Below are 24,005 nucleotides of genomic sequence, written 5' to 3'. Positions count from 1 at the left end.
TGAACCCATGCCGCACATCCTGATTGTCGAAGACGAAGCGGCGATAGCCGACACGCTGATCTTTGCCCTGCAAGGCGAGGGCTTCACCACCACCTGGCTGACGCTCGGCCAGGCGGCGCTGGAGCATCAGCGCCAGAGCCCGGCCGACCTGATCATCCTCGACATCGGCCTGCCGGACATCACTGGCTTTGAAACCTGCAAGCACCTGCGCCGGTTCAGCGAAGTGCCAGTGATGTTCCTCAGTGCCAGGGATGCCGAGATCGACCGGGTGGTGGGGTTGGAAATCGGTGCCGACGATTATGTAGTCAAGCCCTTCAGCCCTCGGGAAGTAGCGGCGCGGGTGAGGGCGATTCTCAAGCGTGTTGGTCCGGGTGCGGCCCCGATGCTGTTCCAGGTGGACCTGGAGCGCATGCAGATCCACTATCGCGGGCAACCCCTGAGCCTCACGCGCCATGAGTTCCGCCTGCTGCAAAGCCTGTTGGAACAACCCGAGCGCGTGTTCAGTCGCGAGCAACTGCTGGACGCCGTAGGTGTGCCCGCCGATGCCGGCTACGAGCGCAATATCGACAGCCACATCAAAAGCCTGCGCAGCAAATTGCGTGGCGTGGCGGCGCAGGCCGAGCCGATCCAGACCCATCGCGGCCTGGGCTACAGCTACAGCCCGAGCCACAGCTGATGCGCCTGGGGCTGCGGATTTTCCTGGTGTATGCGCTGTTTATCGGCCTGACTGGCTACTTCGTACTCAACACGGTGATGAAGGAAATCCGCCCCGGCGTGCGCCAGTCCACCGAAGAAACATTGGTGGACACCGCCAACCTGCTGGCTGAAATCCTGCGCGAAGATGTGAAGAACGGCACCCTGGGCCAGAGTCATTGGCCAGCGCTGCTCAAGGCTTACGGCAATCGCCAGCCGGGTGCGGTGATCTGGGGCCTGCCGAAAAACCAGGTCAACCATCGTATTTATGTGACCGACGCCAAGGGCAGGGTCCTGCTTGACTCCAGCGGTGAAGCGGTGGGCCAGGACTATTCGAAGTGGAACGATGTGTACCTGACCCTGCGCGGCGAATACGGTGCGCGCTCCACTCGCAGCGACGTGGACGATCCCACGTCATCCGTGATGCACGTGGGAGCGCCTATTCGCGATAACGGCCAGATCATTGGCGTGGTCACCGTGGCCAAGCCCAACAGCTCGTTGCAACCCTACGTGGATCGCACTGAGCGCCGCCTGCTGTGGTATGGCGCGGGGCTGGTGATTCTGGGCCTGTTGCTGGGGGCGCTATTGTCGTGGTGGTTGACCGTCGCCCTCCGACGCCTTACCGCCTATGCCGAAGCCGTGAGCGAGGGCCGCCGCGCCGAGTTGCCGCATTATCGCGGCGGCGAGCTCAAGCAGTTGTCCACCGCCGTGGAACACATGCGCACGCAGCTGGAAGGCAAGGCTTATGTAGAGCGCTACGTGCACACGCTGACCCATGAATTGAAAAGCCCGTTGGCGGCGATTCGCGGTGCGGCGGAGCTGTTGCAGGGCGATATGAGCCGTGAGCAGCAGCAGCGGTTTGTCGGCAATATCGACAGCGAAAGCGCGCGCCTGCAACAGTTGATCGAACGCCTGTTGAACCTGGCCCAGGTTGAGCAACGTCAGGGGCTGGAGGAGCAATCGTACATCCCGCTGGCGGTGTTGGTCGATGAGGTGCTCAAGGCCCAATGTGCGCGAATCGAAGGTGCCGGCTTGCAGGTGGAGCAGGTCATCGCTGCCGATGTGAAGGTATTTGGCGAACCCTTCCTGCTGCGTCAGGCCCTGGGCAACCTGCTCGACAATGCGCTGGATTTCACCCCACCCGGCGGCACGCTGAGGTTCAGTGCCCAGGTGCGGCATAACGATGTGCAGGTCAGTCTGTTCAACCAGGCCGCGGCGATTCCCGATTACGCGCTGCCGCGCCTGAGCGAGCGGTTCTACTCGCTGCCACGTCCGGCCAGCGGGCGTAAAAGCACGGGCCTGGGGCTCAACTTTGTCGAGGAGGTGATGAAGCTGCACGGCGGCTCGCTGCAGATCGGCAATGTGCCAGGCGGCGTGCAAGCGGTGCTGCATCTCCACACAGTCTCCACATTGCCCGCATAAATCCCCCATATCGGCTGGGCAGACTCTCCCCCATTCAAACAGGGAGAGACCCATGAACCGCAGCCTGCTTTTCAAACTTGGCGCGATTGCGCTGCTGATTCTGCTGTTGCTGATTCCGTTGCTGATGATCAACGGCATCATCACCGACCGCCAGCAACTGCGCGACGGCGTATTGATGGACATCGCCCGCAGTTCCAGTTACGCCCAGCGCCTCACCGGGCCGGTGATGGTGGTGCCGTTTCGCAAGACGGTGCGTGAATGGAAGCTCAATGAAAAGCTCAATAAACGCTACGAAGAAACCCGTGAAGAGCGTGGCCGGTTGTATTTCCTGCCGGAGCATTTCGAGCTCGACGGCAAGGTGCAAACCGAACTGCGTGCGCGGGGTATCTACCAGGCGCGGCTGTTCCATGCTGACAACCGCATCAGCGGGCGTTTTGAATTGCCTGCGCAGTTGGGGATCACCGAAGACTTTGCCGATTACCGCTTTGAGCCTGCGTTTCTGGCGGTGGGCATCAGCGATATTCGCGGCATTGAAAACGCTTTGAAGCTGGAGCTGGGTGATCAGCGCCTGGAGTTCTCGCCGGGCTCGCAGGTGGACTGGCTGGGCGAGGGCGTGCATGTGATGTTGCCAACGCAAGACGGCAAGAAACCTGCCGTGCTGGATTTCGCCTTCGACCTGCGTCTGCAAGGCACCGAACAACTGCAAGTGGTGCCGGTGGGCAAGACCAGCCAGGTGTCCCTGGCGTCCAACTGGCCGCACCCGAGTTTCATCGGCAACTTCCTGCCAGCTCAACGGGAAGTCAACGACCAGGGCTTCAGTGCCAGTTGGCAGACCTCATTCTTCTCCACCAACCTTGAACAAGCGCTGCAAAGCTGCCTGGACCGCCAGGGCTGCGAAGACTTCAACAACCGCAGCTTTGGCGTGAACTTCATCGACCCGGTGGACCAGTACCTCAAGAGCGACCGTGCGATCAAATACGCGCTGTTGTTTATCGCCCTGACCTTCGCTGGCTTCTTCCTGTTCGAAGTGCTCAAGAGCCTGGCGGTGCACCCGATTCAGTATGCATTGGTGGGCGTGGCGCTGGCGTTCTTCTACCTGTTGCTGTTGTCGCTGTCCGAGCATGTGGGCTTTGCCTTGGCGTACCTGATATCGGCCAGTGCCTGTGTGTTGTTGATCGGTTTTTACGTGTGCCATGTGCTGCGCAGCGTCGTCCATGGGCTGGGGTTCTCGGCAGGGTTGGCGGCGTTGTATGGCTTGTTGTTCGGGTTGCTCAGTGCCGAGGATTACGCGCTGCTGATGGGTTCGCTGTTGCTGTTTGGCCTGCTGGGCACGGTCATGGTGCTGACGCGCAAACTGGATTGGTATGGGGTGGGTAAGCGCAAGGTGGAGCAAGGGCAATGATTGGGTTGCGGGAGGATCAGCAAGCGGGGGCGCAGTTGGCCTTAAGGATCGCCACCTTCCTCAATACCACCACCGTCCCCTGTGGGAGCGGGCAAGCCCGCGATAGAGGGGGTTCAGAAGCAGATGTACTGAATGACACGCCGCAATCGCGGGCAAGCCCGCTCCCACAGGGGGTAGGTATACATGTCAGGCGGGCGGTTGGGTCTGCTGCATCGAAGGCCGCTGGCTGACCTCGGCGTACCAGGCGGCGAGCTTGGGGTTGTCCGAGCGCCACTGCATATCCGGATGGCGAAAGTCGAGGTAGCCCAGGGCGCAGGCGACGCTGATCGAAGCGATATCGAAATGGCTGGCCAGTTCGGCGATGGCGTCCTGCTCCAGCTCGGCGAGAGCGCGACGAATCTTGTTGCGCTGTTCGTCCAGCCATTGATCCCAGTGTTTTTCCAGCGGGCGCATGGCGGTCTCGTAACGCACCAGCACGGCGGCATCCATGATGCCGTCGGCCATCGAGGCCAACGTCAGGCGCCGCCAGCGCACCGAGCCATCACGGGGGATCAGCGGGTTGCCGACATGCTGGTGGTCGAAGTAATCGAGGATCACCCGGCTGTCGTGCAGGACCGAACCGTCGGCCAGGCGCAGCGCCGGGATCTTGCCCACGGGGTTGCCTTGCAGCACTTGGGCATCCGGGTTGACCGGTGTCGGCAGGCAAGCGTGCAGGGCCACACGGTCCTGCTGGCCGGTCTCGATCAGCAGCACGCGCACTTTACGCACGAAGGGCGAGGCCGGGTTGTGGAACAAGGTCATGCTGGGGGCGGACATGGGCATTCCTCGAAATGGACTGGGGCTAGCGTAGATGCTTGCGCAGTGGCTGGCGAGGGGGATTTTTGTGATCCTGAGGGCCTCATCGGGGGCAAGCCCCCTCCCACAGTGGACGGCGTTCACAAATCAAATGTGGGAGGGGGCTTGCCCCCGATAGCGCCCTCAGCCGCGCCGCTTGCCCAACGCCCAAGCGCCAATGGCAGCAGGTACGCCCAACCCCACCCAGCTCAAAGAATCCCACACCCCATCCCCCAGCAACGCCGCAAACAACCCGGCGGCACTGAGCAGGCCAATTCCCAGCGGAATGCCAAACACCTTCCAGAAATTCGACTGCCGAGGCTTCATACCTTGGCCGCCTTGCGCCGCACGATCCACAAGTAAATGCCGCTGACCAGCACGACGATGGTCAGCACATCCAGCACTGCCCACAAGATCTTCATCGGCATCCCGCCGTAATCACCGAAGTGCAGCGGTTGGGACATGCCCATGGCGTCCATGTACCAGGGGCGCTCGGCGATGGCGGTGACGGCCAGGGTGCTGGCGTCGATCAGCACCGGCGTGAGCAGATGGGAGGTGAGGTGCGTGCTGCCTTTCATGAACACCGCATAGTGATGCTCGCTGGAGAAGCGCGTGCCGGGGAAGGCGATAAAGTCCGGCTCCATGCCCGGCGCGGCCTGGGCGGCAATGCTCAGCAGCTCGGTGGCCGGTGCGCGGTGGGTCAGCGGCGGAGCGTTTTGGTAGGGTTCGATCATGGCGCTGAGGCTGTCCTGGCGCCAGGCGGCGATGATCAGGTCGGCGCAGGCGCTGATCACGCCGGTCACGCCCACCACCAGCGCCCACGTCAGGGTGACCACGCCGATCAGGTTGTGCAGGTCGAGCCAGCGCAGGCGGGTGGACTTGTCCTGACGCACGGTGGCGAACTTCAAGCGGCGCATGAACGGCAGGTACAACACCGTGCCCGAAACAATCGCCAGCACAAACAGAAGGCCCATGAACGCCAGCAGCAACTTGCCCGGCAGGCCGGCGAACATGTCCACATGCAGGCGCAGCAGGAACAGGGTCAGCCCACCATTGGCCGCCGGGGTTTCCACTGCTTCGCCAGTGCGGGCGTCGAGCATGAAGGTGTGCGACGAGTTCGGCTCGGTGCCGGCCGTGGCGGCCATGATCGCGATCACACCGTTCTTGTCGTCTTCGTCCCACGCCAGGTACTGCATGGCCTCGCCGGGTCGATGGGCCTGGGCTTTGGCCACAAGCTGCTCAAGGTTGAGCTGCGGCGTATCGGCCGGCATCTGTGCCAACTCGGGCTCGTTACCCAGCAGGTGGTCGATCTCGTGGTGGAACACCAACGGCAAGCCGGTGAGGGCGAGCAGTAGCAGGAATACGGTGCAGATCAGGCTGGTCCAGGTGTGGATGAAGGACCAGCGGCGGATGGTTTTGCTTTTCATTTTCGAGCCTTCAGATGCACTCAAGCCGCCCTGTGGGGCGGCCTGGTTGTTAACTCAAGCTGATCACCACTGATAGGTGGCGCTGGCGACGACGCTGCGTTGGTCGCCGAAGTAGCAGTACGAGCCATCACAGGTGGAAATGTAGTCCTTGTTGAACAGGTTGGTCGCGTTCAGTTTCACCGACGCGCCTTTAAGGCTGTTGTCGAGGCGACCGAGGTCGTAGTGCACGGCGCCGTCGAACACGGTGTAGGCATTGGCCTTGCCGGCCCAGGTATTGGCTTGGTCGCCATAGGTATTGCCGGTGTAGCGTGCGCCGAAGCCGATGCCGAAACCGTCGAGGGCGCCGGTGTGCCAGGTGTAGTCGGTCCACAAGGAGGCTTGTTGGTTGGGCATCAATTGCAGGCGATTGCCCTTGAAATCGCCTTTTTGCACTTCGGATTTGGCCAGGGTATACGCCGCGATTACCTTGAGGTTTTCGGTGACGTCAGAGATGGCTTCCAGCTCCAGACCTTTGACTTTCACTTCGCCGGTCTGGTCGGTAACAGATACACCACCGGACTGGAAGCTGCTGACCAGAACGTTCTTCTGGGTCAGGTCATACACCGCTGCACTGAGCAGCGTGTTCGAGCCCGGCGGTTGGTACTTGATCCCCAATTCCCACTGCTTGCCCTCGGTGGGTTTATAGGACTCTGTAGGTGAAGCGCTGGCGTTGCTCGCCGGTTGGAACGATTCGGCGTAGGAAATGTACGGTACGAAGCCCGAGTCGAACACATAGCTCAGTGCCGCGTTACCGCTGAAATTCTTGCTGCGGTCAGTATTGGTCGCGTCGTTTTTGTTGAAGTAAGTTGTACCTTGGTGCACCCAGTCTTCACGGCCGCCCAGGGTCAGGCGCCAGTTGTCCAGCGCCATTTGGTCCTGCACGTAGAGACCGGTCTGGATGGTTTTCTGGTTGTAATCGTAGAAAGCGCCGGAGCGTGCGGGGCGTTCAACCGGCGTGGTGTTGACCGGGTTGAAGATGTTGACTCTTCCGGCCTGCCCGTAAATCGACAAGTACGAGGTATCGGTACGCTGGTGGTCCAGTCCGAGCAGAAGGGTGTGGGTGACGTCACCGGTGGCGAAGTCGGCCTGAAAGTTGTTATCGACCGCCAATTGTCCGATGTTCTCGTCCACGTTGGTGGACGATCGATCGATATTGCCCTCAGCGTCGACCGGCGCCCAGCCATAGGCCCCCACGGTCAATTGCTGGAACGACAGTTCTGATTTGGTGTAACGCAGGTTCTGTTTGAACTGCCATGTATCGTTGAAACGGTGCTCGAATGCGTAGCCGAGTGCGTAATAGGTACGGTCGTAGTACTCGTAGTCCGGATCGCCCAGGTTCTTATGATGCGAAACGTCACCCAGCGGCGACTTGATCTTGGTGCCGACTATCGGCAGGAACTGGCTGGTGGCCCCGGTATCGTCACGGGTGAACTGTGACAGCAAGGTCAGCTTGGTATCCGTGTCGATATTCCAGGTCAGGCTCGGTGCGATGTTGTAGCGCTTGTTGTCGATGTGATCGACCTGGGTACCGGCATCGCGCACCACGCCGCCAACGCTGTAGAGAAACTGGCCTTCATTATCGATCTTGCCAGTGCTTTCGAAATTGATCTGGCGGTAGTTGTCACTGCCGTATTGCACCTGGATGGCGTGGCTCGATTCAGCGCTGGGGCGGCGGCTGACCATGTCCAACAGGCCACCCCGTGGGGTCTGGCCGTAGACAGACGAGGCCGGACCGCGCAGCAAAGCGAGGCGATCCAGGTTCCAGGTTTCGGCTTTCGGGTTGGCATACACCCCCCGTGGCAGTGGCAGGCCATCGAGGAATTGCGTCGGCTCGAAGCCGCGTACGCGCATCCAGTCGTAGCGAGTGTCGCTGCCGTAGCTGGCGGACACGATACCGGGCATGTATTTGACGGCATCGTCGAGGTTTTGGACGTTGCGGTCTTGCATCTGCTCGCGGGTGGCTACCGAAATCGAGCGTGGCGCCTCGACCAGCGCGGTATCGGTTTTGGTGCCGGCGGCGGTGCGCTTTGCCACATACCCCTCCACCGGCCCCCAAGCGCTTTCATAGCTGCCCTGGCCGGTGATGTTGGTAGTCGGCAAGGCGACGACGCCCTCCGGAACCGGCACCAGGGTGTAAGTGCCCGTACTGCTTTGTTCCAACTGCAAGCCAGTACCGCGCAACGCCTCACGCAACGCGCTCTGTGCATCGAACTGGCCCTTGACCGGGGCCGAGGTTTTACCGGCGGCGAGTGCCGGGTTGAGGGTCAGCGCCAGGCCAGCCTGGCTGGCGATCTGGTTCAGGGTGCTGGCCAATGGGGCGGCCGGCAGGTTATAGGCGCGCACGCTCAAGGCTTGTTCAGCAGCGATCAGCGAAGTGCTCGCCAGCGGAGCGCTGAGGGCGATGGCCAGGGCTAACAGACTGGGGCGCAACAAGGTGTCTAGCGTGCGGGACATAAGGGCGGCTCCTGAATGGAAATATTTCTCAATTGCCTAGGTGCCGAGCGAGAATCGGAAAGTGATAGGGCTGGGTGAAACTATTTTTTGGCGGTGTGTTTCAGGGCCTCATCGGGAGCAAGCCCCCTCTCACATTTTGATGCGTGAGTACCTTCCAATGTGGGAGGGGGCTTGCTCCCGATGGCGATTGCCCGGTCACCACAGAATCTAAGGCTTGGCAGCGACAGTCACCCACCACGGCGTGTGCTGCTTGATCTGCACCGGCAAGGTCGGCAACAGCGCATTCAACGCCAGCGTGGTGTCGTGCAGGGGGAAGCTGCCGGTGATGCGCAGGTCGGCCACGTTGTCATCCACGCCTAGATGCCCGGTGCGGTAGCGGCCCAGTTCTTCGATCACATCGCCCAGACGGGCGTTGTCGACCACCAACATGCCACGGGTCCAGGCGTCGGTGGCGTGGGTCACGGCCAGCAGCGGGCCAAGGCCATCGCTGCGCATCAACACTTGCTGGCCTGCTTTGAAAACGTGCTCCTGATGCAGCGCTTCAGGCTGGGCAGCCACGGCGGACTGCAACACGCTCAAGCGCGTAGCGTCGTCTTCGCGCTTGACGATAAACCGGGTACCCAGCGCTCGCAGGCTGCCGTCGCGGGTTTGCACATAGAACGGGCGTGAATCGTCGTGGCCGGTTTCGACGAGGATTTCGCCCTCCTGCAACACAATCAATCGGCGCTTTTCGTCGAAGCGCACATCTATGGCGCTATGGGTATTGAGGTTGATCGAGGTGCCATCGTCCAGTTTCAGCGTGCGTTGCTCGCCGGTGGCGGTGCGCTGGTCGGCCAGCCAGTAGTGGATCGGCACGTAACGCTCGCCGGCAAACAAGCCCAGGCCACACACCAGTACGATACTCGCCAGGCCACGGCCCAACTTGCGTACGCGCTGGCGAATGCCGTGGCGCGATTGCAGCAACGCCGCCCGGGCCGGGCCGGCGGCCACGCTGAAGCGCTGATCGAGCATGCCCAGTTGGCGCCAGGCGCGGGCATGTTCCTCATCGCTGGCCAGCCATTTGGCGAACTCTTGCTGTTCCACCGCGCTGCCGTCGCCCGAGTCCAGAGACAGTTGCCACGCAATCGCGGCATCCAGCACCCGTGCCGAAACCGGTTTGGAGCCAATGGCTGTCACGAGGGCTCGCCATACAGCGCGATGTAGCACTGGCGTATACCCTGGGCCAGGTACTGGCGCACACGGGGCACCGACACACCGAGGCGCTGGGCGATTTCGGCGTGGCCCAGGCCGTCGAGGCGGTTGTAGAGGAACGCGGCGCGGGCCTTGCTCGACAGCTTGCCGAGCAGGCGGTCGATGGCCTTGAGGTCTTCAAGGATCAGTTGCTGTGCTTCCGGCGATGGGTGTTCGCTTTCGGGGATCAGCATCAATTCGGTGAGATACGCCTGTTCCAGAGCGGCTCGACGGAAGTAGTCGAACAGCAGGCCCTTGGCTATGGCCACCAGGAACGCCCGGGGTTCACGGGGCTCGCGCAAGCCGTCGCGGCCCAGCAGGCGCATGAAAGTGTCCTGGCTCAGGTCTTCGGCGCGGCTCGGGCAGGCCACATTGCGGCGTAGCCAGGCCAGCAGCCAGCCACGATGGTCGCGATACAACGCGCCAACAAGCTCACTGTGTGGGGTCTGGACCGACGACAAGGCATCACCGAATAAATAGTAGGTTTAAACTAACGAGAATTATTCGCGATTGTGTCAGAGGCGTGGGATGGGCGCAATTAGCGTCTGTCGGGAGGTGACATTAAAACGATGGCGCTTGTTGGCGCCGTTTCCACTGGGCCAAACGCTCTTGCAGCGCGTGGGGCGTGTCGATCTGCTGCTGCCGTGCACGGCTGAACAGGATCAGCATCAGCTCCGCCGTGACCAGTGCATCGGCGCTGGCGTGATGACGCTCGCCGACCTGCAGTTGGAAATGCTTGACCCAGTCGTCCAGCCCGGCCTCGCGTAGCGTGGCGTCGGGGCACAAGAGCGGTGCCAGGTCGGCCACGTCGAGAAACGGGTGAGCCAGGCGATAACCCAGGCTGTCCTTGAGCGCGCGGCCCAGCATGTGTTGATCGAACGGTGCATGGAAGGCCAGCAACGGGCTGTCGCCCACGAATGCCATGAAATCCAGCAGCGCCTCGGCCGGGTCGCTGCCGGCGGCAATCGCACTGGGGCCGAGACCATGAATCAATACGCTGGGGCTGAGCTTGGTGTCGGTGCGTTGCAGGGTGCGTTCGAACAGTTGCGAAAAATCCACCGCACCGTCCTCGATCACCACGGCGCCGATGGACAGCACCTGGTCACGGTTCAGGTTCAGGCCGCTGGTTTCCAGATCCACCACGACCCAGCGTTGGTTGCGCAACGAACCATCGCCCAGTGCGCAAGGCTTGGGCAGTTGTTCCAGGCGCTGTTGTTGCGCGGCATTCAGCCCGGGTTTTTGCTTATGAAACCAGCCGAACCAACTCACAGTTGATACCGCAAGGTCAGGCTGCTTTGCAGGCGCTGGGCCTGGCGCAGGGATTCACGCAGGATGCGTCGGTCGAGGTGGTTGAGGCTGTCGGGGTCGACGCGGTTGGAGTAGGGCTGGTTCTCGCGGGTCTGCAATTGGTGCTGCTGCATACGGGTTTGCTGAATGAAGTGGTAGGCCTCTTCGTAAGCCGCGCCATCCAGGGGCTCGATCACTTGCTTGTCGACCAACTGACGCAGGCGCTCCAGGGTGTTGTTGGCGTGGATACCATTGGCCAGGGCGAGCAGGCGTGCGCCATCGACAAAGGGAGTCAAGCCCTGCACCTTGAGATCCAGGGTGGCCTTTTCGCCGCCCTTGCGGGTCAGCACGAACTCGCGAAAGCGTCCCACCGGCGGGCGCTGGCGTAATGCGTTTTCGGCCAACATGCGCTGGAACAAACGGTTGTCCGCGACCTGATCGAGAATGCCCTGACGCAGTTGCTCGCAACCACGCTCGTCGCCCCACACTGCACGCAAATCAAAATAGATGCTCGAGCTAAGCAGGTTCTCCGGCGTCGCCTCGCGAATAAACGCGCCGAAGCGCCGCGCCCACTCCACTCGGGACAAGCACAGCTCGGGGTTGCCGGCCATGATATTGCCCTTGCACAGGCTGAAGCCGCACAGCGCCAGGCTTTGATTGATGTGCTGTGCCAGGGGAAGCAGCCGGTCACGGATCTGGGCAGCTTCGACGGCGTCCTTGGCCTCGAACAGAATGCCGTTGTCCTGGTCGGTGTACAGCGTTTGCTCGCGGCGGCCTTCGCTGCCGAAACACAGCCAACTGAATGGCACGCCGGGGTCGCCTTTTTCCGCCAGGGTCAGCTCGATCACCCGGCAGACGGTGTGGTCGTTGAGCAGCGTAATGATGTGGGTGATCTGGGTGGACGACGCGCCATGAGCAAGCATACGTTCCACCAATTGGCCGATTTCACCGCGGATTGCCACCAGGTTGTCGACCCGGGGCGCGTTGCGGATAGTGCGGGCCAGGTGCACCAGGTCCACGCGTTGCAACGAGAACAAGTCACGCTCGGACACCACGCCGCACAGGCGCTGGTCTTTGACCAGACACACATGGGCGATATGCCGTTCGGTCATGGCGATAGCGGCGTCGAAGGCACTGTGGTCCGGGCTCAGGAAGAACGGCGCCTGGGTCATATGGCCGTCAATGCCCTGGCTGAAATCGCTGGTGCCGTCGGCCACCACCTGGCGCAGGTCACGCAGGGTAAAAATGCCCAAGGGCGCCTTGTGTTCGTCCACGATCACAATGCTGCCGACCTGTTGCTCGTGCATCAACGTGACCGCTTCACGCAACGGCGTGTGCGGGCTGCACGTCACCGGGTGGCGCATGGCCAATTCGCCCAGGCGGGTATTCAGGGAGTATTGGGTGCCGAGGGTTTCCACGGCTTTTTGCTGCACTTGCTGGTTGACCTGGTCGAGCAGACTGCTGACGCCACGCAAGGCAAAATCACGAAACGGGCTGGAAAGGGCAAACAGCTTGATAAACGCCGGCTTGTTCAGTTGCAGGCAGAAGGTGTCTTGCGCGGCTTTATGTTCGGTGCGGGTCGCACGTTCACCCAGCAACGCAGCGAGGGGGAAGCACTCGCCGGTGGTGATTTCGAAGGTGGGATCTGGCGAGTCAGGCCGCTCGCCAACCACCCGACCCTGTTTGACGATATAGAAATGCTCGACCGGCCCGCCCGACGGTTTGAGGATGCTGTCGCCCTGGCCATAGAAGCGCAGTTGGCACTGTTCCACCAGGAAGGCCAGGTGCGCTGGCTCCATCTGGTTGAACGGCGGGAAGCGTTGCAGCAATTGCAAGGTGCCGTGGATGTTCTGCAACACAGCAGTTTTACCCGCCTGTGCGAATGCATCAGCTTTACTCATAACAGTGACCGCAGTTTTTTTGTCGTTATCGTACTGCATGGTCGACTCCTGCACCGCGGGTGCCCATTGGACGTAAGTCTAGGTCGGTGAAAACGCTACAAAACTAGGGAAAAACCTTACATGACTATCGTCCAAACCCCGTAGAACGCCCACTAGGCAAACTTTCCGACGAAGTGCACATTGTTCGACCTTGCACAGATGTCTGACGAGTGCTGGGAGATTGATTCAGAACTGCTGAGAAACGTATGTCCGACCACGATATTTTGAGTGATGCCGAGCGCGAGGCGTTGAGCGCCGTGATGCTCGAGCCTGATTTACCGCCCCAACGCGTATTGATCGTGGACGACGACAAGGATGCGCGTGAACTGTTGGCGGAAATCCTGGGGCTGGACGGTATTCGTTGCTTGACCGCCGACAGTGGTGAGGCGGCGTGGGATTTGTTGAAATCGAGCAGCTCTATCGGTTTGCTGATCACCGACCTGCGCATGCAGCCCAGCAACGGCCTGGAGTTGATTCGTCAGGTGCGTGAGTCGACCCGGGCGGCGCTGCCGATCATCATCATGTCGGGTGACGCCGAAGCGCCGGATGTGATCGACGCGATGCACTTGAGTGTGGTGGACTTTTTGCTCAAGCCCATTGATAGCGTGAAGTTGGCGAAGTTGGTGAAGCGGGAGTTGGGGATGGTGCAGTAAAACGGCCGTTGGTCTGGAGTCATGCAGAACTGTCAACTTTGACAGTAGCAAGGACGCTTGTACGAGCTGTTTACTGACTTGGAACGTGCTGATGGATGATCGGTACTTCATAAGCCTGCCTGTTAACAGGAGTTATCATGAGCACTGGTTTCTTTTCTGGAATAAAAAGTCTAAGCGTTGCTCAGGGAACTGCGTCCTTTGAAATATTAATAGATGGGCGACCCGCGCCAACCTTTACACCCAATGATTTCTTGGCTACCCCGGGCCTCACTCAATTTTATGGTGAGCAGCTAACGCAGTTCCATATTAGGTATCGCAAATCCTTAGGTCCCGGCGATTACAAACTCGATGCATCGGAGCTGGGGCTGGCTATTCTTTGTAGAGACCACAATTATCTTCCTTACGCGCGAGACGAGAGGGCCGAAGGCCAAGTCATAGTGTCCGTCGAGCGTACGGGTATAGATTGGCGTTTTAAAGGCAGCGTGGATATAACGTACCCTCGTCCTCTGCCAATCATTCGGGTAAAAGGCACCTATGATGTTTCGTTTTTATATGAATAGTCTGTGACCGACAAAAAAGCCCTGATCGCAAGATCAGGGCTTTTTCTTTTACAGGCCGTTTTTAGCCTTGAACTCCCGACGCCTGCGGTGCAACACCGGCTCGGTATACCCATTAGGCTGCTTGGTCCCTTCAATTACCAACTCCACCGCTGCCTGGAACGCGATATTGCTGTCGAAATCCGGCGCCAACGGACGATACAACGTGTCCCCGGCATTCTGACGGTCCACCACCGGCGCCATGCGCTTGAGGCTTTCCATCACCTGGTCTTGGTTGACGACGCCGTGGCGCAGCCAGTTGGCAATGTGCTGGCTGGAGATACGCAAGGTGGCGCGGTCTTCCATCAGGCCCACATCGTTGATGTCCGGTACTTTCGAACAGCCAACGCCCTGGTCAATCCAACGGACCACATAGCCAAGGATGCCCTGGGCGTTGTTGTCCAGTTCATTGCGGATCTCTTCGTCCGACCAATCGGTGTTGCTGGCCAGAGGAATGGTGAGGATATCGTCCACCGAGGCGCGTTCGCGCTTGGCCAGTTCGGCCTGGCGGGCAAATACGTCGACCTTGTGATAGTGCAACGCGTGTAGCGCCGCAGCGGTCGGCGACGGTACCCAGGCGGTGTTGGCACCGGCCAATGGATGGGCGATTTTCTGCTCAAGCATCGCCGCCATCAGGTCGGGCATGGCCCACATGCCTTTACCGATTTGTGCACGGCCTTGCAGGCCGGTGCTCAAGCCGATATCGACGTTCCAGTTTTCGTAGGCGCCGATCCATTTTTCCGCCTTCATGGCGGCCTTGCGCACCATCGCGCCGGCTTCCATGGAGGTGTGGATTTCGTCGCCGGTACGGTCGAGGAAGCCGGTGTTGATAAACACCACGCGCTCGCTGGCGGCCTTGATGCAGGCCTTGAGGTTGACCGTGGTACGGCGCTCCTCGTCCATGATCCCGACTTTGAGCGTGTTGCGCGCCAGGTTCAGCACCTCTTCGATGCGACCGAACAACTCGTTGGTGAACGCGGCTTCTTCCGGGCCGTGCATCTTCGGTTTGACGATGTACACCGAGCCTGTGCGGCTGTTCTTGCGCGTGTTGTTGCCATTGAGGCTGTGAATCGCCGCCAGGCTGGTGATCAGGCCGTCGAGGATGCCTTCGGGCACTTCGTTGCCGTCTTTGTCGAGGATCGCGTCGATGGTCATCAGGTGGCCAACGTTGCGCACGAACAGCAGCGAACGGCCGTGCAGGGTCACGTCGTTACCGTCGATGCCGGTGTAGACGCGATCAGGGTTCATGGTACGAGTAAAGGTCTTGCCGCCCTTGGCCACTTCTTCGGCCAGGTCGCCCTTCATCAGGCCGAGCCAGTTGCGGTAGATCACCACCTTATCATCGGCATCCACGGCGGCAACGGAGTCTTCGCAGTCCATGATGGTGGTCAGCGCGGCTTCCATCAGCACGTCTTTGACGCCGGCGGCATCGGTCTGGCCGACCGGAGTGCTGGCGTCGATCTGCAACTCGAAGTGCAGGCCGTTGTGTTTGAACAGGAGCGCAATCGGCTCGGCCGCGGGGCCCTGGAAACCTATCAACTGGGCATCGTCACGCAGGCCGCTGTTGCTGCCGCCTTTGAGGCTGACGATCAGCTTGCCGTCGACGATCTTGTAGCCGGTGGAGTCGACGTGGCTGCCGGCGCTCAGCGGTGCGGCTTCGTCGAGGAAGGCGCGGGCGAAGGCGATGACCTTGTCGCCACGCACCTTGTTGTAGCCCTTGCCCTTTTCGGCGCCGTTGGCTTCGCTGATGGCGTCGGTGCCGTACAACGCGTCATACAGCGAGCCCCAGCGCGCATTCGAGGCGTTGAGGGCAAAGCGCGCATTCATCACCGGCACCACCAGTTGCGGGCCGGCCATGCGCGCGATTTCGTCGTCGACGTTTTGGGTCGAGGCCTGGAAGTCTGCGGCTTCTGGCAGCAGGTATCCAATGTCTTGCAGGAAGGCTTTGTAGGCCACCGGGTCGTGGGCCTGGCCGGCGTGAGTCTTGTGCCAGGTATCGATCCGCGCCTGGAAATCGTCGCGTTTGGCGAGTAGGGCTTTGTTCTTCGGTGCCAGGTCGTGGATGACCTTGTCGGCACCGGCCCAGAACTGGTCGGCAGTAATGCCGGTACCGGGAATGGCTTCGTTGTTCACGAAGTCGAACAGGACTTTGGCGACCTGCAGGCCACCGACTTGAACGTGTTCAGTCATTGCTTGCCTCACTCTGCGGAGCTTATGCGCTTTTTCAGATTTTCATTATGTAGTGCACGGTTGGGCATACTACATGATGACTTGCGGTTGTGAAAATTAGACTAAATACGTCGTTTAGCGACCCACTTTGGTCGTACGGTCACAGCGGAGAACCGGATGTTCTCAAAAAACTATTGGATTGTTCCAGATAAATATAAAAATGGTACACGATTTGTTTTCGAGGGCTCCCGGGTCCACCTTGTAGATTGAATTCCAGAGGGCTTCGCCATGGACCATCTTGTACTCACAATTATCGCCGCCGACAAACCCGGCCTGGTTGAACGCATCGCGCAGAACATTGCCGCCCACGGTGGTAACTGGCTGGAAAGCCGCATGGCCCACATGGCCGGGCAGTTTGCCGGGATCCTGCGGGTCAGCGTGCCGACGGAGCAACGTCAGGCACTGGTGGGCGCGCTGGAAGACTTATCCACACACGGCATACGCGTGCTGGTGGGCGAGGGCAGTACAGGGCAGGCGGCAGTGTCCAAATCGATTGTGATGACGCTGGTGGGCAATGACCGCTCGGGCATCGTGCGCGAGATTACTGCGCTGTTGAGCCAGCAGGGTGTCAACGTGGAGCGCTTGAGTACCGATGTACGCCCGGCGCCCATGAGCGGGGACCCCTTGTTCAACGCCGAGGCTTTGTTGCAGGTGCCGTCCACGTTGTCTCTGGAGCGCTTGCAGGAATCGCTCGAGACCTTGGCCGACGATTTGATGGTGGAACTGCGCAACGAGGAATAACCACCCACAGGGTTATGCATGGAAATCTTGCATGGGCCTGTGGATAACCTGTAGAGACCCGGCGCCAGGCCACGTCGGCCGGACTTCTCCGTCAGCTGAGCAAAAAACGAGCAGTTTCAAGGGCTTGTGCACAAATGGCGGGGATCAGGCTGTGGATAACCTTGGGGTGAAACGCTGCAAGCCACGGGCGCCGTGGCTTGCAAAGGTTTGTGCGTTATTTGATCAGCGTTTGCGCACCGTCAGCCATGCATCCACGCTGTAGATCACCAGCCCGGCCCAGATGAAGGCGAAGGCAATCAGCGTGGCTGGCGCCAGGTGTTCGCCGAACAGCAATACCGCTTCCAACAGCACCAGGGTCGGCGCCACGTACTGCAAGAAGCCCAGTGCGGTATAGGGCAAATGCCGTGCTGCGGCGTTGAAGCAGACCAATGGAATCAGGGTTACCGGGCCTGCGGCCACCAACCACCAGGCTTCGGAGGTGCTCCAGAATTCCAGTTGTGCACTGTGGGCCGATGGATTGAACAGCAACCAGGCGACGGCAATCGGCACCAGCATCCAGGTTTCCACCACCAGCCCCGGAAGTGCCTTGACCGGGGCCTGTTTACGGATCAAGCCGTAGAAACCGAACGTCAACGCCAGCGCCAGCGACACCCATGGCAAGCTACCCACCTGCCACACTTGTTGCGCCACACCGACCGCTGCCAACCCCACCGCCACCCATTGCAGGCGGCGCAGGCGTTCACCGAGGATCAACATACCCAACAGCACATTCACCAGCGGGTTGATGTAGTAACCCAGGCTGGCTTCAAGCATGCGCCCACTGTTCACCGACCACACATAGGTCAGCCAGTTGGCCGCGATCAGCGAACCGCTGAGTGCCAGGATCGCCAGGCGCTTGGGGTTGTCACGCAGTTCGCGAAACCAGCCAGGGTGCTTCCACACCATCAACAGCAAGCCGCCGAACAGCGCTGACCACAGCACGCGGTGCACGATGATCTCGGCGGCGGGCACGCTGGCGATGGCTTTGAAATAGAGCGGGAACAGACCCCAGATGACGTAGGCGCTCAGGCCCAGGATGTACCCCTTGCGAGGGTTGGCGGCTTGCATTGCAGAATCCTTGCTTAGGCAGCTAACAAAGCGCGATTGTAAGGATATTTGTCAGATAATGGGGACTTGCTTGGCAATGGGGATTTTTATGTGGGAGGGGGGCTTGCTCCCACATAAAGCAAAGCAGTCAGAAGAGTTTTAGCGGTTCTTCATTGAGCGCCGACAGTTGCTCACGCAACGCCAGCACCTGGTCGCCCCAATACCGCTCGGTGCCAAACCAGGGGAAGCTGTGGGGAAACGCCGGATCGTCCCAGCGCCGTGCCAGCCAGGCGCTGTAGTGCATCAGGCGCAAGGCGCGCAACGGTTCGATCAGGGCCAGTTCGCGAGGGTCGAAGTCGTGGAACTCCTGGTAGCCGTCCATCAGTTCCGACAGCTGGCCCAGGCATTCCTGGCGGTCGCCAGCGAGCATCATCCACAGGTCTTGCACCGCCGGGCCCATGCGGCAGTCGTCGAGGTCGACGATATGGAACATCTCGTCGCGGCACATCATGTTGCCGGGGTGGCAATCACCGTGCATGCGGATGTTCTTGTGCGGCGTGGCTTTATAAACCTCTTCCACACGCTTGAGCAGGTCGCGGGCCACGGATTCATAGGCCGGCAACAGGCTTTTGGGAATGAAGTTGCCTTCGAGCAAGGTGGTGAGGGAGTCGTGACCGAAGTTCTTCACGCCCAGGGCTTCGCGATGTTCGAACGGGCGGGTGGACCCCACGGCGTGCAAACGGCCGAGCAACTGCCCAAGGCGATAAAGCTGGTCGAGGTTGCCTGGCTCCGGCGCGCGGCCGCCACGGCGGGGAAACAGGGTGAAGCGGAAACCTGCGTGTTCGAACAGGCTCTCGCCGTTGTGAATCAGCGGGGCCACCACGGGTACTTCGCACTCGGCCAGTTCGAAGGTAAAGCGGTGCTCTTCGAGGATCGCCTCGTTGGTCCAGCGTTGGGGCCGGTAGAACTTGGCGATCAGCGGTTCGGCGTCTTCGATACCCACCTGGTACACGCGGTTTTCGTAGCTGTTGAGCGCCAACACGCGCGCATCGCTGAGAAAGCCGATGCTTTCGACGGCGTCCAGGACCAGATCAGGGGTGAGTGTTTCAAACGGGTGGGCCATGCGAACTCCTGCGCGCAGCAGGGCGCCGCGTCCGGCCGGGTATGGTAACGCACCGGGGCAGGGATAGGTGGTGGCTGTGCAACTGCTATCGGGAGCAAGCCCCCTCCCACAATTTTGATTTGCGAATACATTCAAGTGTGGGAGGGGGCTTGCCCCCGATGAGGCCCTGTCAGGCGCCGACAATCCCACCATCATCCCGCCGAATCGCCATCACCGACGAACGTGGCTTGCCATTGGGCAGATGCTCAGGCCAGGTTGACCCCCCGGTTTCGCCTGGATGCTGAATGCCCACGAACAGCGTCTTCTGATCCGGCGCAAAACTGATCCCGGTGACCTCACACGCCACCGGCCCGACCATGAAACGGCGGATTTCCCCGGTGCTCGGGTCGGCACACAGCATCTGGTTGTTGCCCATGCCGGCAAAGTCGCCCGCGTTGCTGTAGTCGCCGTCGGTGAGGATCCACAGGCGCCCGGCCTTGTCGAAGCCCAGGCCATCGGGGCTGTTGAACATGTTCTGTGGGTTGATATTGGACGAGCCGCCCTTCGGTGTACCACCGTGCACACCCGGGTTACCGGCCACTACGAACAGGTCCCAGGTAAAGTCTGTGGCGCCGTGGTTATCGGCGTCGGCTTTCCAGCGCAGGATCTGGCCGTAGACGTTTTTCTCTCGCGGGTTGGGGCCGCCCACCGGCTGGCCGTCTTCGCCGCGCTTGGCGTTGTTGGTCAGGGTGCAATAGACCTGGCCGTCGGTGGGGCTGACGACGATCCATTCCGGGCGGTCCATGCGCGTGGCCTTCACTACGCTGGCGGCCAGGCGCGCATGGATCAGCACCTCGGCCTGGTTGGCGAAACCGCTGCCGGCGTCGATGCCGTTTTTGCCATGGCTGAGTTCAACCCATTGGCCCTTGCCCTTGGGATGGTCGGCGTTACCGTCGCCCGCATCGAAGATGGCCACGTACAAGGTGCCGTGGTCGAGCAGGTCTTTGTTGGCTTTCGGATTGCTGTGGTTGATCTGATCGCGGCTGACGAACTTGTAGATGAACTCGCCGCGTTCGTCGTCGCCCATGTACACCACAGCGCGGCCGTCGCGCGTTTCGGCCAGCGCCGCGTTTTCATGTTTGAAGCGGCCCAGGGCCGTGCGCTTGACCGGAGTGGATTGCGGATCGAACGGGTCGATTTCCACCACCCAGCCATGGCGGTTGAGTTCGTTGGGGTTCTTGGCCATGTCGAAGCGTGGGTCGTGCGGGTGCCAGTTGATGTCTTTGCTGGCGGCCACTACGCCGTAGCGTTTCTGCCCGGCGTCGAACGCTTGCTGCGGGTTGCTGCTGCCGAAGCAGTCGGTGAAGTTCTCTTCGCAGGTCAGGTAGGTGCCCCACGGTGTCTTGCCGTTGGCGCAGTTCTGAAAAGTACCAAGGACTTTCTTGCCGGTTTTGTCGGCAGCGGTTTTCAACCAGTCATGGCCGGCAGCGGGGCCGCTCACGCGGATCGGTGAATTGCCATGGATGCGCCGGTTGTAGCGTGAGTCCTGGACGAACTGCCAGGTGTCGCCCTTGCGCCGTACTTCGATCACCGAAACGCCCTCGCTGGCCAGGGCCTTGCGTACCTCCTCGGCCGATTGCGGCGCGCCGCCGTGGGCGTAGAGGTAGCGGTAGTTGGTGTATTCGTTGTTGATCGCCATCAAGGCACGGTTGTCGTCGCCCGGGAACGGAAACAGGCTCATGCCGTCGTTGTTGTCGCCAAATTGCTGTTCCTGGGCCTTGGCTGTGCCATTGCCCGACGGGTCGAAAGCCGGGGCGTTCTTGTGCAGCGGCTGGCCCCAACTGATCAGCACAGAAGCGCTGTAGCCAGGGGGCAGGGTGATGGTGTCGCTGGTGGCGGCGGCGATGCTGGTAAAACCCAGCAGCGGGCTGGCGGAGGCAGCATTCACCGCCAGGGCGCTGCGGCTCAGCAGGTTACCGCCGAGGAACATCGCGGCGCCGCACAGGGCGCCCGCGCCGATAAAGCGACGGCGGGTCAGGCCGACCATTTGTTCAAGGTCAGTGGCTTGGTTTTCTTCTAATAGGCTCATCTCAGGCTCCCGCGATTTTTGCAGATACCTTAAGGAGCGACTGTGACCAAATTGTTGCAGCCTGAAGACGTTATACCGGGGTCCCGAGCAGCACATTGCTGGGTGCGAATTGCACCTGGATCGGCTGGCCCTCGGCAGCGTTGAGTACCAGGAGTGCAGCGGGCGGTGCCAGCGCGCATAACACCTGGCCGTTGGGCAAGGCGATACGCACCTCGCTGGGGCCGTCCTGAGCATCTAGAATCGTCTCGATCACACCGCTCATGCAATTGTGTCCAGGTGTTTCTGGGTGCCCGATCGCCCGCAATTCCAGCCATCCCGCTTTGATCAGGGCGACCACTTCCACGCCGGCCTGCAGCTCCAGTCGTTGGGTGCTGTCGTGGGTAATCTGGGCGTCGAGGTACAGGTCGCCGGCCAGTTGCAGGCGAATCCTGTCGTTGCGGCCCTGGCTGTCGATGGCGATGACCTGGCCGTGCAATTGGTTGCGCGCACTGGTGCGCAGCATCAAGCGGCCGAGCAGGTTGAAGTCACTGGCCGCTTCGTCCGAACCGAGCAGCTCGGCCTGCAGCACTTGCAGGCGCTGATAAAGGCGCAGCACTCGTTCACCTTCTTGCGTCAGCTTGGCGCCGCCACCGCCTTTGCCCCCGACGCTGCGTTCCACCAGCGGTTTTTGCGCCAGGTTGTTCAGTTCATCGATGGCGTCCCAGGCGGCCTTGTAACTCAACCCCGCACTTTTGGCGGCGCGGGTGATGGAGCCCTGCTCGGCGATATGCCCCAGCAAGGCAATGCGTTGGGGGCGACGGATGATGTGCTGGCTGAGTGGGCTGGGCAGAGACATGGGCATACGCTTGGATGAGATAAGCCGACGTTGCCGCTCTGAAGCAGGGGAGTCAAGTCAGGGGCCGGGCTTGGGGGTGCGGGCCAGGCAATAGACATCGACCTGGCGTGCGCCGGCGCCCATCAATAACCGCGCCAGGCTGTGGGCGGTAGCGCCGGTGGTGAGTACATCGTCCACCAGCGCCAGGTGTTGCCCTGCGACTTGAGCGCCGGGCGCCAGGGCAAAGGCGTTGAGCAGGTTACGCTTACGCGTCTTGGCGTCGAGGTCTTGCTGCGCCACGGTTTCAAGCGGGCGCAGCAGCGCGTGCTCATTGAGGGGAATGTCGAGCGCGCTACTGAGCCAGCGAGCCACCATCTGCGCCTGGTTAAAGCCGCGTTGGCGCAGGCGTTTGCGGGCCATGGGGACCGGCAGTAGATAGTCGGGGCGGTTGAGTTCGGCGTTATCGAAGCGGTGTTGCAGGTGCTGCCCCAGCAGGCGCGCCAGCATGTGGCCCAGCGGCCAGCGCGCCTGATGCTTGAAGCGGCTGACCAGGGTGTCGATGGGGAAACTGTAGGTCCAGGGTGCGATCACCTGGTTAAAGGCCGGAGGGTGTTTTTGGCACTGGCCGCAGATCAACCCGTCCATCGGCAAAGGCAAGGCGCACTGCTCACAGTGCTCAAGCAGCCATGGCAGTTCTGTTTCGCAGATATTGCATACGTTATCGGCGGAGTCTGTGAATTCGTCACAGATCAGACAGGTTTGTTTGTTTTTTAACCAGATGTAAACTTCGTGTTTGTACTCAGGTTGACAGTGCATGAATCTTCCTTAAATATGCCGAGCATCCGTGTCGTGCCTGTGGGTATTGCCCTTCCCGCAGCGTTAGCCAAAGCATAATCAAGGAATCGCCCATGAGCGCCAGCACCTCTGCCACCCTGCGTCACGACTGGTCTTTGGCCGAAGTCAAAGCCCTGTTCGTGCAGCCGTTCAATGACCTGTTGTTCCAGGCGCAGACCGTGCACCGCGCGCATTTCGACGCCAACCGCGTGCAGGTATCGACCCTGCTGTCGATCAAGACCGGCGCCTGCCCGGAAGATTGCAAATATTGTCCGCAGTCGGGCCACTACAACACCGGCCTGGAAAAAGAGAAGCTGATGGAGGTGCAGAAGGTCCTCGAAGAGGCCGCCCGCGCCAAGGCCATCGGCTCGACGCGCTTTTGCATGGGCGCGGCGTGGAAACACCCGTCGGCCAAAGACATGCCCTACGTGCTGGAGATGGTCAAAGGCGTAAAGGCCATGGGCCTGGAAACCTGCATGACCCTGGGCCGTCTCGATCAGGACCAGACCGAAGCGCTGGCCCAGGCCGGCCTGGATTACTACAACCATAACCTCGACACATCGCCAGAGTTCTACGGCTCGATCATCACCACCCGTACCTACAGCGAGCGCTTGCAAACCCTGGCCTACGTGCGTGATTCGGGGATGAAGATCTGCTCGGGCGGCATCCTCGGCATGGGCGAGTCCCTCGACGACCGTGCCAACCTGCTGATCCAACTGGCCAACCTGCCAGAGCATCCGGAGTCGGTGCCGATCAACATGCTCGTGAAGGTGGCTGGTACGCCGTTGGAGAACGCCGAGGACATCGACCCCTTCGACTTCATCCGTATGCTGGCGGTGGCGCGCATCCTGATGCCGCAATCCCACGTGCGCCTGTCCGCTGGCCGCGAAGCCATGAACGAGCAGATGCAGGCCCTGGCGTTTTTTGCCGGCGCCAACTCGATCTTCTACGGCGATAAATTGCTGACCACCGCCAACCCTCAGGCTGACAAGGACATGCAGCTGTTCGCACGCCTGGGCATCCTGCCCGAAGCTCGTGAAGAGCACGCCGATGAAGTGCATCAGGCGGCGATCGAGCAGGCGCTGGTGGAGCAAAAGAGCAGCGAGCAGTTCTATAACGCCGCTGTTTGATCG

General features: G+C 60.9%; 21 protein-coding genes. 7 read left to right on the top strand and 14 right to left on the bottom strand.

Annotated elements, in window-relative coordinates:
* Positions 1-7 precede the first annotated feature (7 nt).
* From creB to creD, 3 genes are read left to right on the top strand one after another with little or no spacing between them, the layout of a single operon-like run.
* Complete coding sequence (gene creB / locus IH404_RS26095; RefSeq protein WP_005792111.1) at positions 8-676, top strand: two-component system response regulator CreB; 669 nt, start codon at positions 8-10, stop codon at positions 674-676.
* A complete protein-coding gene (gene creC / locus IH404_RS26090) occupies positions 676-2,115 on the top strand; it encodes a two-component system sensor histidine kinase CreC (RefSeq protein ID WP_005792110.1) in 1,440 nt (479 codons plus the stop codon). The genes creB and creC overlap by 1 nt, the downstream gene beginning before the upstream one ends.
* A 52-nt stretch (positions 2,116-2,167) precedes the next feature.
* Positions 2,168-3,517, top strand: a complete 1,350-nt coding sequence (gene creD, locus IH404_RS26085; RefSeq protein WP_194439428.1) for a cell envelope integrity protein CreD — start codon at positions 2,168-2,170, stop codon at positions 3,515-3,517.
* 186 nt (positions 3,518-3,703) lie between these two features.
* On the opposite strand, the gene IH404_RS26080 is transcribed toward creD, so the two are convergent.
* The 8 genes from IH404_RS26080 to IH404_RS26045 all read right to left on the bottom strand — a co-directional run bounded on the left by IH404_RS26080 (position 3,704) and on the right by IH404_RS26045 (position 12,689).
* Positions 3,704-4,333, bottom strand: coding sequence for a glutathione S-transferase (locus IH404_RS26080; protein WP_194439426.1), 630 nt, complete (start codon positions 4,331-4,333; stop codon positions 3,704-3,706).
* Between the two features lie 162 nt (positions 4,334-4,495).
* A complete protein-coding gene (locus tag IH404_RS26075; RefSeq protein ID WP_005792107.1) occupies positions 4,496-4,678 on the bottom strand; it encodes a hypothetical protein in 183 nt (60 codons plus the stop codon).
* Positions 4,675-5,778, bottom strand: a complete 1,104-nt coding sequence (locus tag IH404_RS26070; protein WP_005792106.1) for a PepSY-associated TM helix domain-containing protein — start codon at positions 5,776-5,778, stop codon at positions 4,675-4,677. The genes IH404_RS26075 and IH404_RS26070 overlap by 4 nt, the downstream gene beginning before the upstream one ends.
* A gap of 63 nt (positions 5,779-5,841) precedes the next feature.
* On the bottom strand, positions 5,842-8,271 hold the full coding sequence (locus IH404_RS26065) for a TonB-dependent siderophore receptor (RefSeq protein ID WP_194439424.1): 2,430 nt from the start codon (positions 8,269-8,271) through the stop codon (positions 5,842-5,844).
* Positions 8,272-8,478: 207 nt separating this feature from the next.
* Positions 8,479-9,447 (bottom strand): FecR family protein, encoded by a 969-nt coding sequence (locus IH404_RS26060; protein WP_194439422.1) that lies wholly within the window; start codon positions 9,445-9,447, stop codon positions 8,479-8,481.
* The gene (locus tag IH404_RS26055) at positions 9,444-9,962 is read right to left on the bottom strand and encodes an RNA polymerase sigma factor (RefSeq protein WP_005792103.1); all 519 of its coding nucleotides are present in this window, start codon (positions 9,960-9,962) and stop codon (positions 9,444-9,446) included. The genes IH404_RS26060 and IH404_RS26055 overlap by 4 nt, the downstream gene beginning before the upstream one ends.
* A 100-nt stretch (positions 9,963-10,062) precedes the next feature.
* On the bottom strand, positions 10,063-10,770 hold the full coding sequence (locus IH404_RS26050; protein WP_005792102.1) for a 3'-5' exonuclease: 708 nt from the start codon (positions 10,768-10,770) through the stop codon (positions 10,063-10,065).
* On the bottom strand, positions 10,767-12,689 hold the full coding sequence (locus IH404_RS26045) for a putative nucleotidyltransferase substrate binding domain-containing protein (RefSeq protein ID WP_005792101.1): 1,923 nt from the start codon (positions 12,687-12,689) through the stop codon (positions 10,767-10,769). Before IH404_RS26045 ends, IH404_RS26050 begins: the two co-directional genes overlap by 4 nt.
* 245 nt (positions 12,690-12,934) lie before the next feature.
* Here IH404_RS26045 and IH404_RS26040 point away from each other — a divergent pair, with 245 nt between their 5' ends.
* Both IH404_RS26040 and IH404_RS26035 read left to right on the top strand, forming a co-directional pair.
* Positions 12,935-13,381 (top strand): response regulator, encoded by a 447-nt coding sequence (locus IH404_RS26040; RefSeq protein ID WP_005792100.1) that lies wholly within the window; start codon positions 12,935-12,937, stop codon positions 13,379-13,381.
* A gap of 137 nt (positions 13,382-13,518) precedes the next feature.
* Positions 13,519-13,941, top strand: a complete 423-nt coding sequence (locus tag IH404_RS26035) for a hypothetical protein (RefSeq protein ID WP_032803738.1) — start codon at positions 13,519-13,521, stop codon at positions 13,939-13,941.
* Between the two features lie 48 nt (positions 13,942-13,989).
* Here IH404_RS26035 and IH404_RS26030 read toward each other — a convergent pair whose 3' ends face one another.
* Positions 13,990-16,167, bottom strand: a complete 2,178-nt coding sequence (locus IH404_RS26030; protein ID WP_005792099.1) for a malate synthase G — start codon at positions 16,165-16,167, stop codon at positions 13,990-13,992.
* A 267-nt stretch (positions 16,168-16,434) separates the two neighbouring features.
* On the opposite strand from IH404_RS26030, the gene IH404_RS26025 reads away from it, so the two are divergent.
* Complete coding sequence (locus tag IH404_RS26025) at positions 16,435-16,947, top strand: ACT domain-containing protein (protein WP_005792098.1); 513 nt, start codon at positions 16,435-16,437, stop codon at positions 16,945-16,947.
* A 222-nt stretch (positions 16,948-17,169) separates the two neighbouring features.
* On the opposite strand, the gene rarD is transcribed toward IH404_RS26025, so the two are convergent.
* The 5 genes from rarD to IH404_RS26000 form a co-directional block, all read right to left on the bottom strand.
* On the bottom strand, positions 17,170-18,054 hold the full coding sequence (gene rarD / locus IH404_RS26020; protein WP_005792097.1) for an EamA family transporter RarD: 885 nt from the start codon (positions 18,052-18,054) through the stop codon (positions 17,170-17,172).
* 127 nt (positions 18,055-18,181) lie between these two features.
* Positions 18,182-19,156 (bottom strand): serine/threonine protein kinase, encoded by a 975-nt coding sequence (locus IH404_RS26015; RefSeq protein WP_005792096.1) that lies wholly within the window; start codon positions 19,154-19,156, stop codon positions 18,182-18,184.
* A gap of 169 nt (positions 19,157-19,325) precedes the next feature.
* A complete protein-coding gene (locus tag IH404_RS26010) occupies positions 19,326-21,224 on the bottom strand; it encodes a PhoX family phosphatase (protein ID WP_194439420.1) in 1,899 nt (632 codons plus the stop codon).
* Positions 21,225-21,294: 70 nt separating this feature from the next.
* Complete coding sequence (locus tag IH404_RS26005; RefSeq protein WP_194439418.1) at positions 21,295-22,059, bottom strand: TOBE domain-containing protein; 765 nt, start codon at positions 22,057-22,059, stop codon at positions 21,295-21,297.
* 57 nt (positions 22,060-22,116) lie between these two features.
* Positions 22,117-22,854: a ComF family protein gene (locus tag IH404_RS26000; RefSeq protein ID WP_005792093.1), complete on the bottom strand. Its 738-nt coding sequence runs from the start codon at positions 22,852-22,854 to the stop codon at positions 22,117-22,119.
* A gap of 92 nt (positions 22,855-22,946) precedes the next feature.
* On the opposite strand from IH404_RS26000, the gene bioB reads away from it, so the two are divergent.
* Positions 22,947-24,002, top strand: a complete 1,056-nt coding sequence (bioB, locus tag IH404_RS25995; RefSeq protein WP_005792092.1) for a biotin synthase BioB — start codon at positions 22,947-22,949, stop codon at positions 24,000-24,002.
* Positions 24,003-24,005: the final 3 nt, after the last annotated feature.

Origin of the sequence: Pseudomonas sp. OST1909 (assembly GCF_015277575.1) — a bacterium.
GTDB classification, from domain to species: domain Bacteria; phylum Pseudomonadota; class Gammaproteobacteria; order Pseudomonadales; family Pseudomonadaceae; genus Aquipseudomonas; species Aquipseudomonas synxantha_A.
Note: the sequence above shows the minus strand (reverse complement) of the source record. Positions and strands in the feature narration are given on the sequence as shown.

Excerpts from the sequence above, each read along its gene's own strand:
- creB (WP_005792111.1), top strand. The coding sequence starts at position 8 with ATGCCGCACATCCTGATTGTCGAAGACGAAGCGGCGATAGCCGACACG.
- creC (WP_005792110.1), top strand. The coding sequence starts at position 676 with ATGCGCCTGGGGCTGCGGATTTTCCTGGTGTATGCGCTGTTTATCGGC.
- creD (WP_194439428.1), top strand. The coding sequence starts at position 2,168 with ATGAACCGCAGCCTGCTTTTCAAACTTGGCGCGATTGCGCTGCTGATT.
- IH404_RS26080 (WP_194439426.1), bottom strand. The coding sequence starts at position 4,333 with ATGTCCGCCCCCAGCATGACCTTGTTCCACAACCCGGCCTCGCCCTTC.
- IH404_RS26075 (WP_005792107.1), bottom strand. The coding sequence starts at position 4,678 with ATGAAGCCTCGGCAGTCGAATTTCTGGAAGGTGTTTGGCATTCCGCTG.
- IH404_RS26070 (WP_005792106.1), bottom strand. The coding sequence starts at position 5,778 with ATGAAAAGCAAAACCATCCGCCGCTGGTCCTTCATCCACACCTGGACC.
- IH404_RS26065 (WP_194439424.1), bottom strand. The coding sequence starts at position 8,271 with ATGTCCCGCACGCTAGACACCTTGTTGCGCCCCAGTCTGTTAGCCCTG.
- IH404_RS26045 (WP_005792101.1), bottom strand. The coding sequence starts at position 12,689 with ATGAGTAAAGCTGATGCATTCGCACAGGCGGGTAAAACTGCTGTGTTG.
- IH404_RS26040 (WP_005792100.1), top strand. The coding sequence starts at position 12,935 with ATGTCCGACCACGATATTTTGAGTGATGCCGAGCGCGAGGCGTTGAGC.
- IH404_RS26035 (WP_032803738.1), top strand. The coding sequence starts at position 13,519 with ATGAGCACTGGTTTCTTTTCTGGAATAAAAAGTCTAAGCGTTGCTCAG.
- IH404_RS26030 (WP_005792099.1), bottom strand. The coding sequence starts at position 16,167 with ATGACTGAACACGTTCAAGTCGGTGGCCTGCAGGTCGCCAAAGTCCTG.
- IH404_RS26025 (WP_005792098.1), top strand. The coding sequence starts at position 16,435 with ATGGACCATCTTGTACTCACAATTATCGCCGCCGACAAACCCGGCCTG.
- rarD (WP_005792097.1), bottom strand. The coding sequence starts at position 18,054 with ATGCAAGCCGCCAACCCTCGCAAGGGGTACATCCTGGGCCTGAGCGCC.
- IH404_RS26015 (WP_005792096.1), bottom strand. The coding sequence starts at position 19,156 with ATGGCCCACCCGTTTGAAACACTCACCCCTGATCTGGTCCTGGACGCC.
- IH404_RS26010 (WP_194439420.1), bottom strand. The coding sequence starts at position 21,224 with ATGAGCCTATTAGAAGAAAACCAAGCCACTGACCTTGAACAAATGGTC.
- IH404_RS26005 (WP_194439418.1), bottom strand. The coding sequence starts at position 22,059 with ATGTCTCTGCCCAGCCCACTCAGCCAGCACATCATCCGTCGCCCCCAA.
- IH404_RS26000 (WP_005792093.1), bottom strand. The coding sequence starts at position 22,854 with ATGCACTGTCAACCTGAGTACAAACACGAAGTTTACATCTGGTTAAAA.
- bioB (WP_005792092.1), top strand. The coding sequence starts at position 22,947 with ATGAGCGCCAGCACCTCTGCCACCCTGCGTCACGACTGGTCTTTGGCC.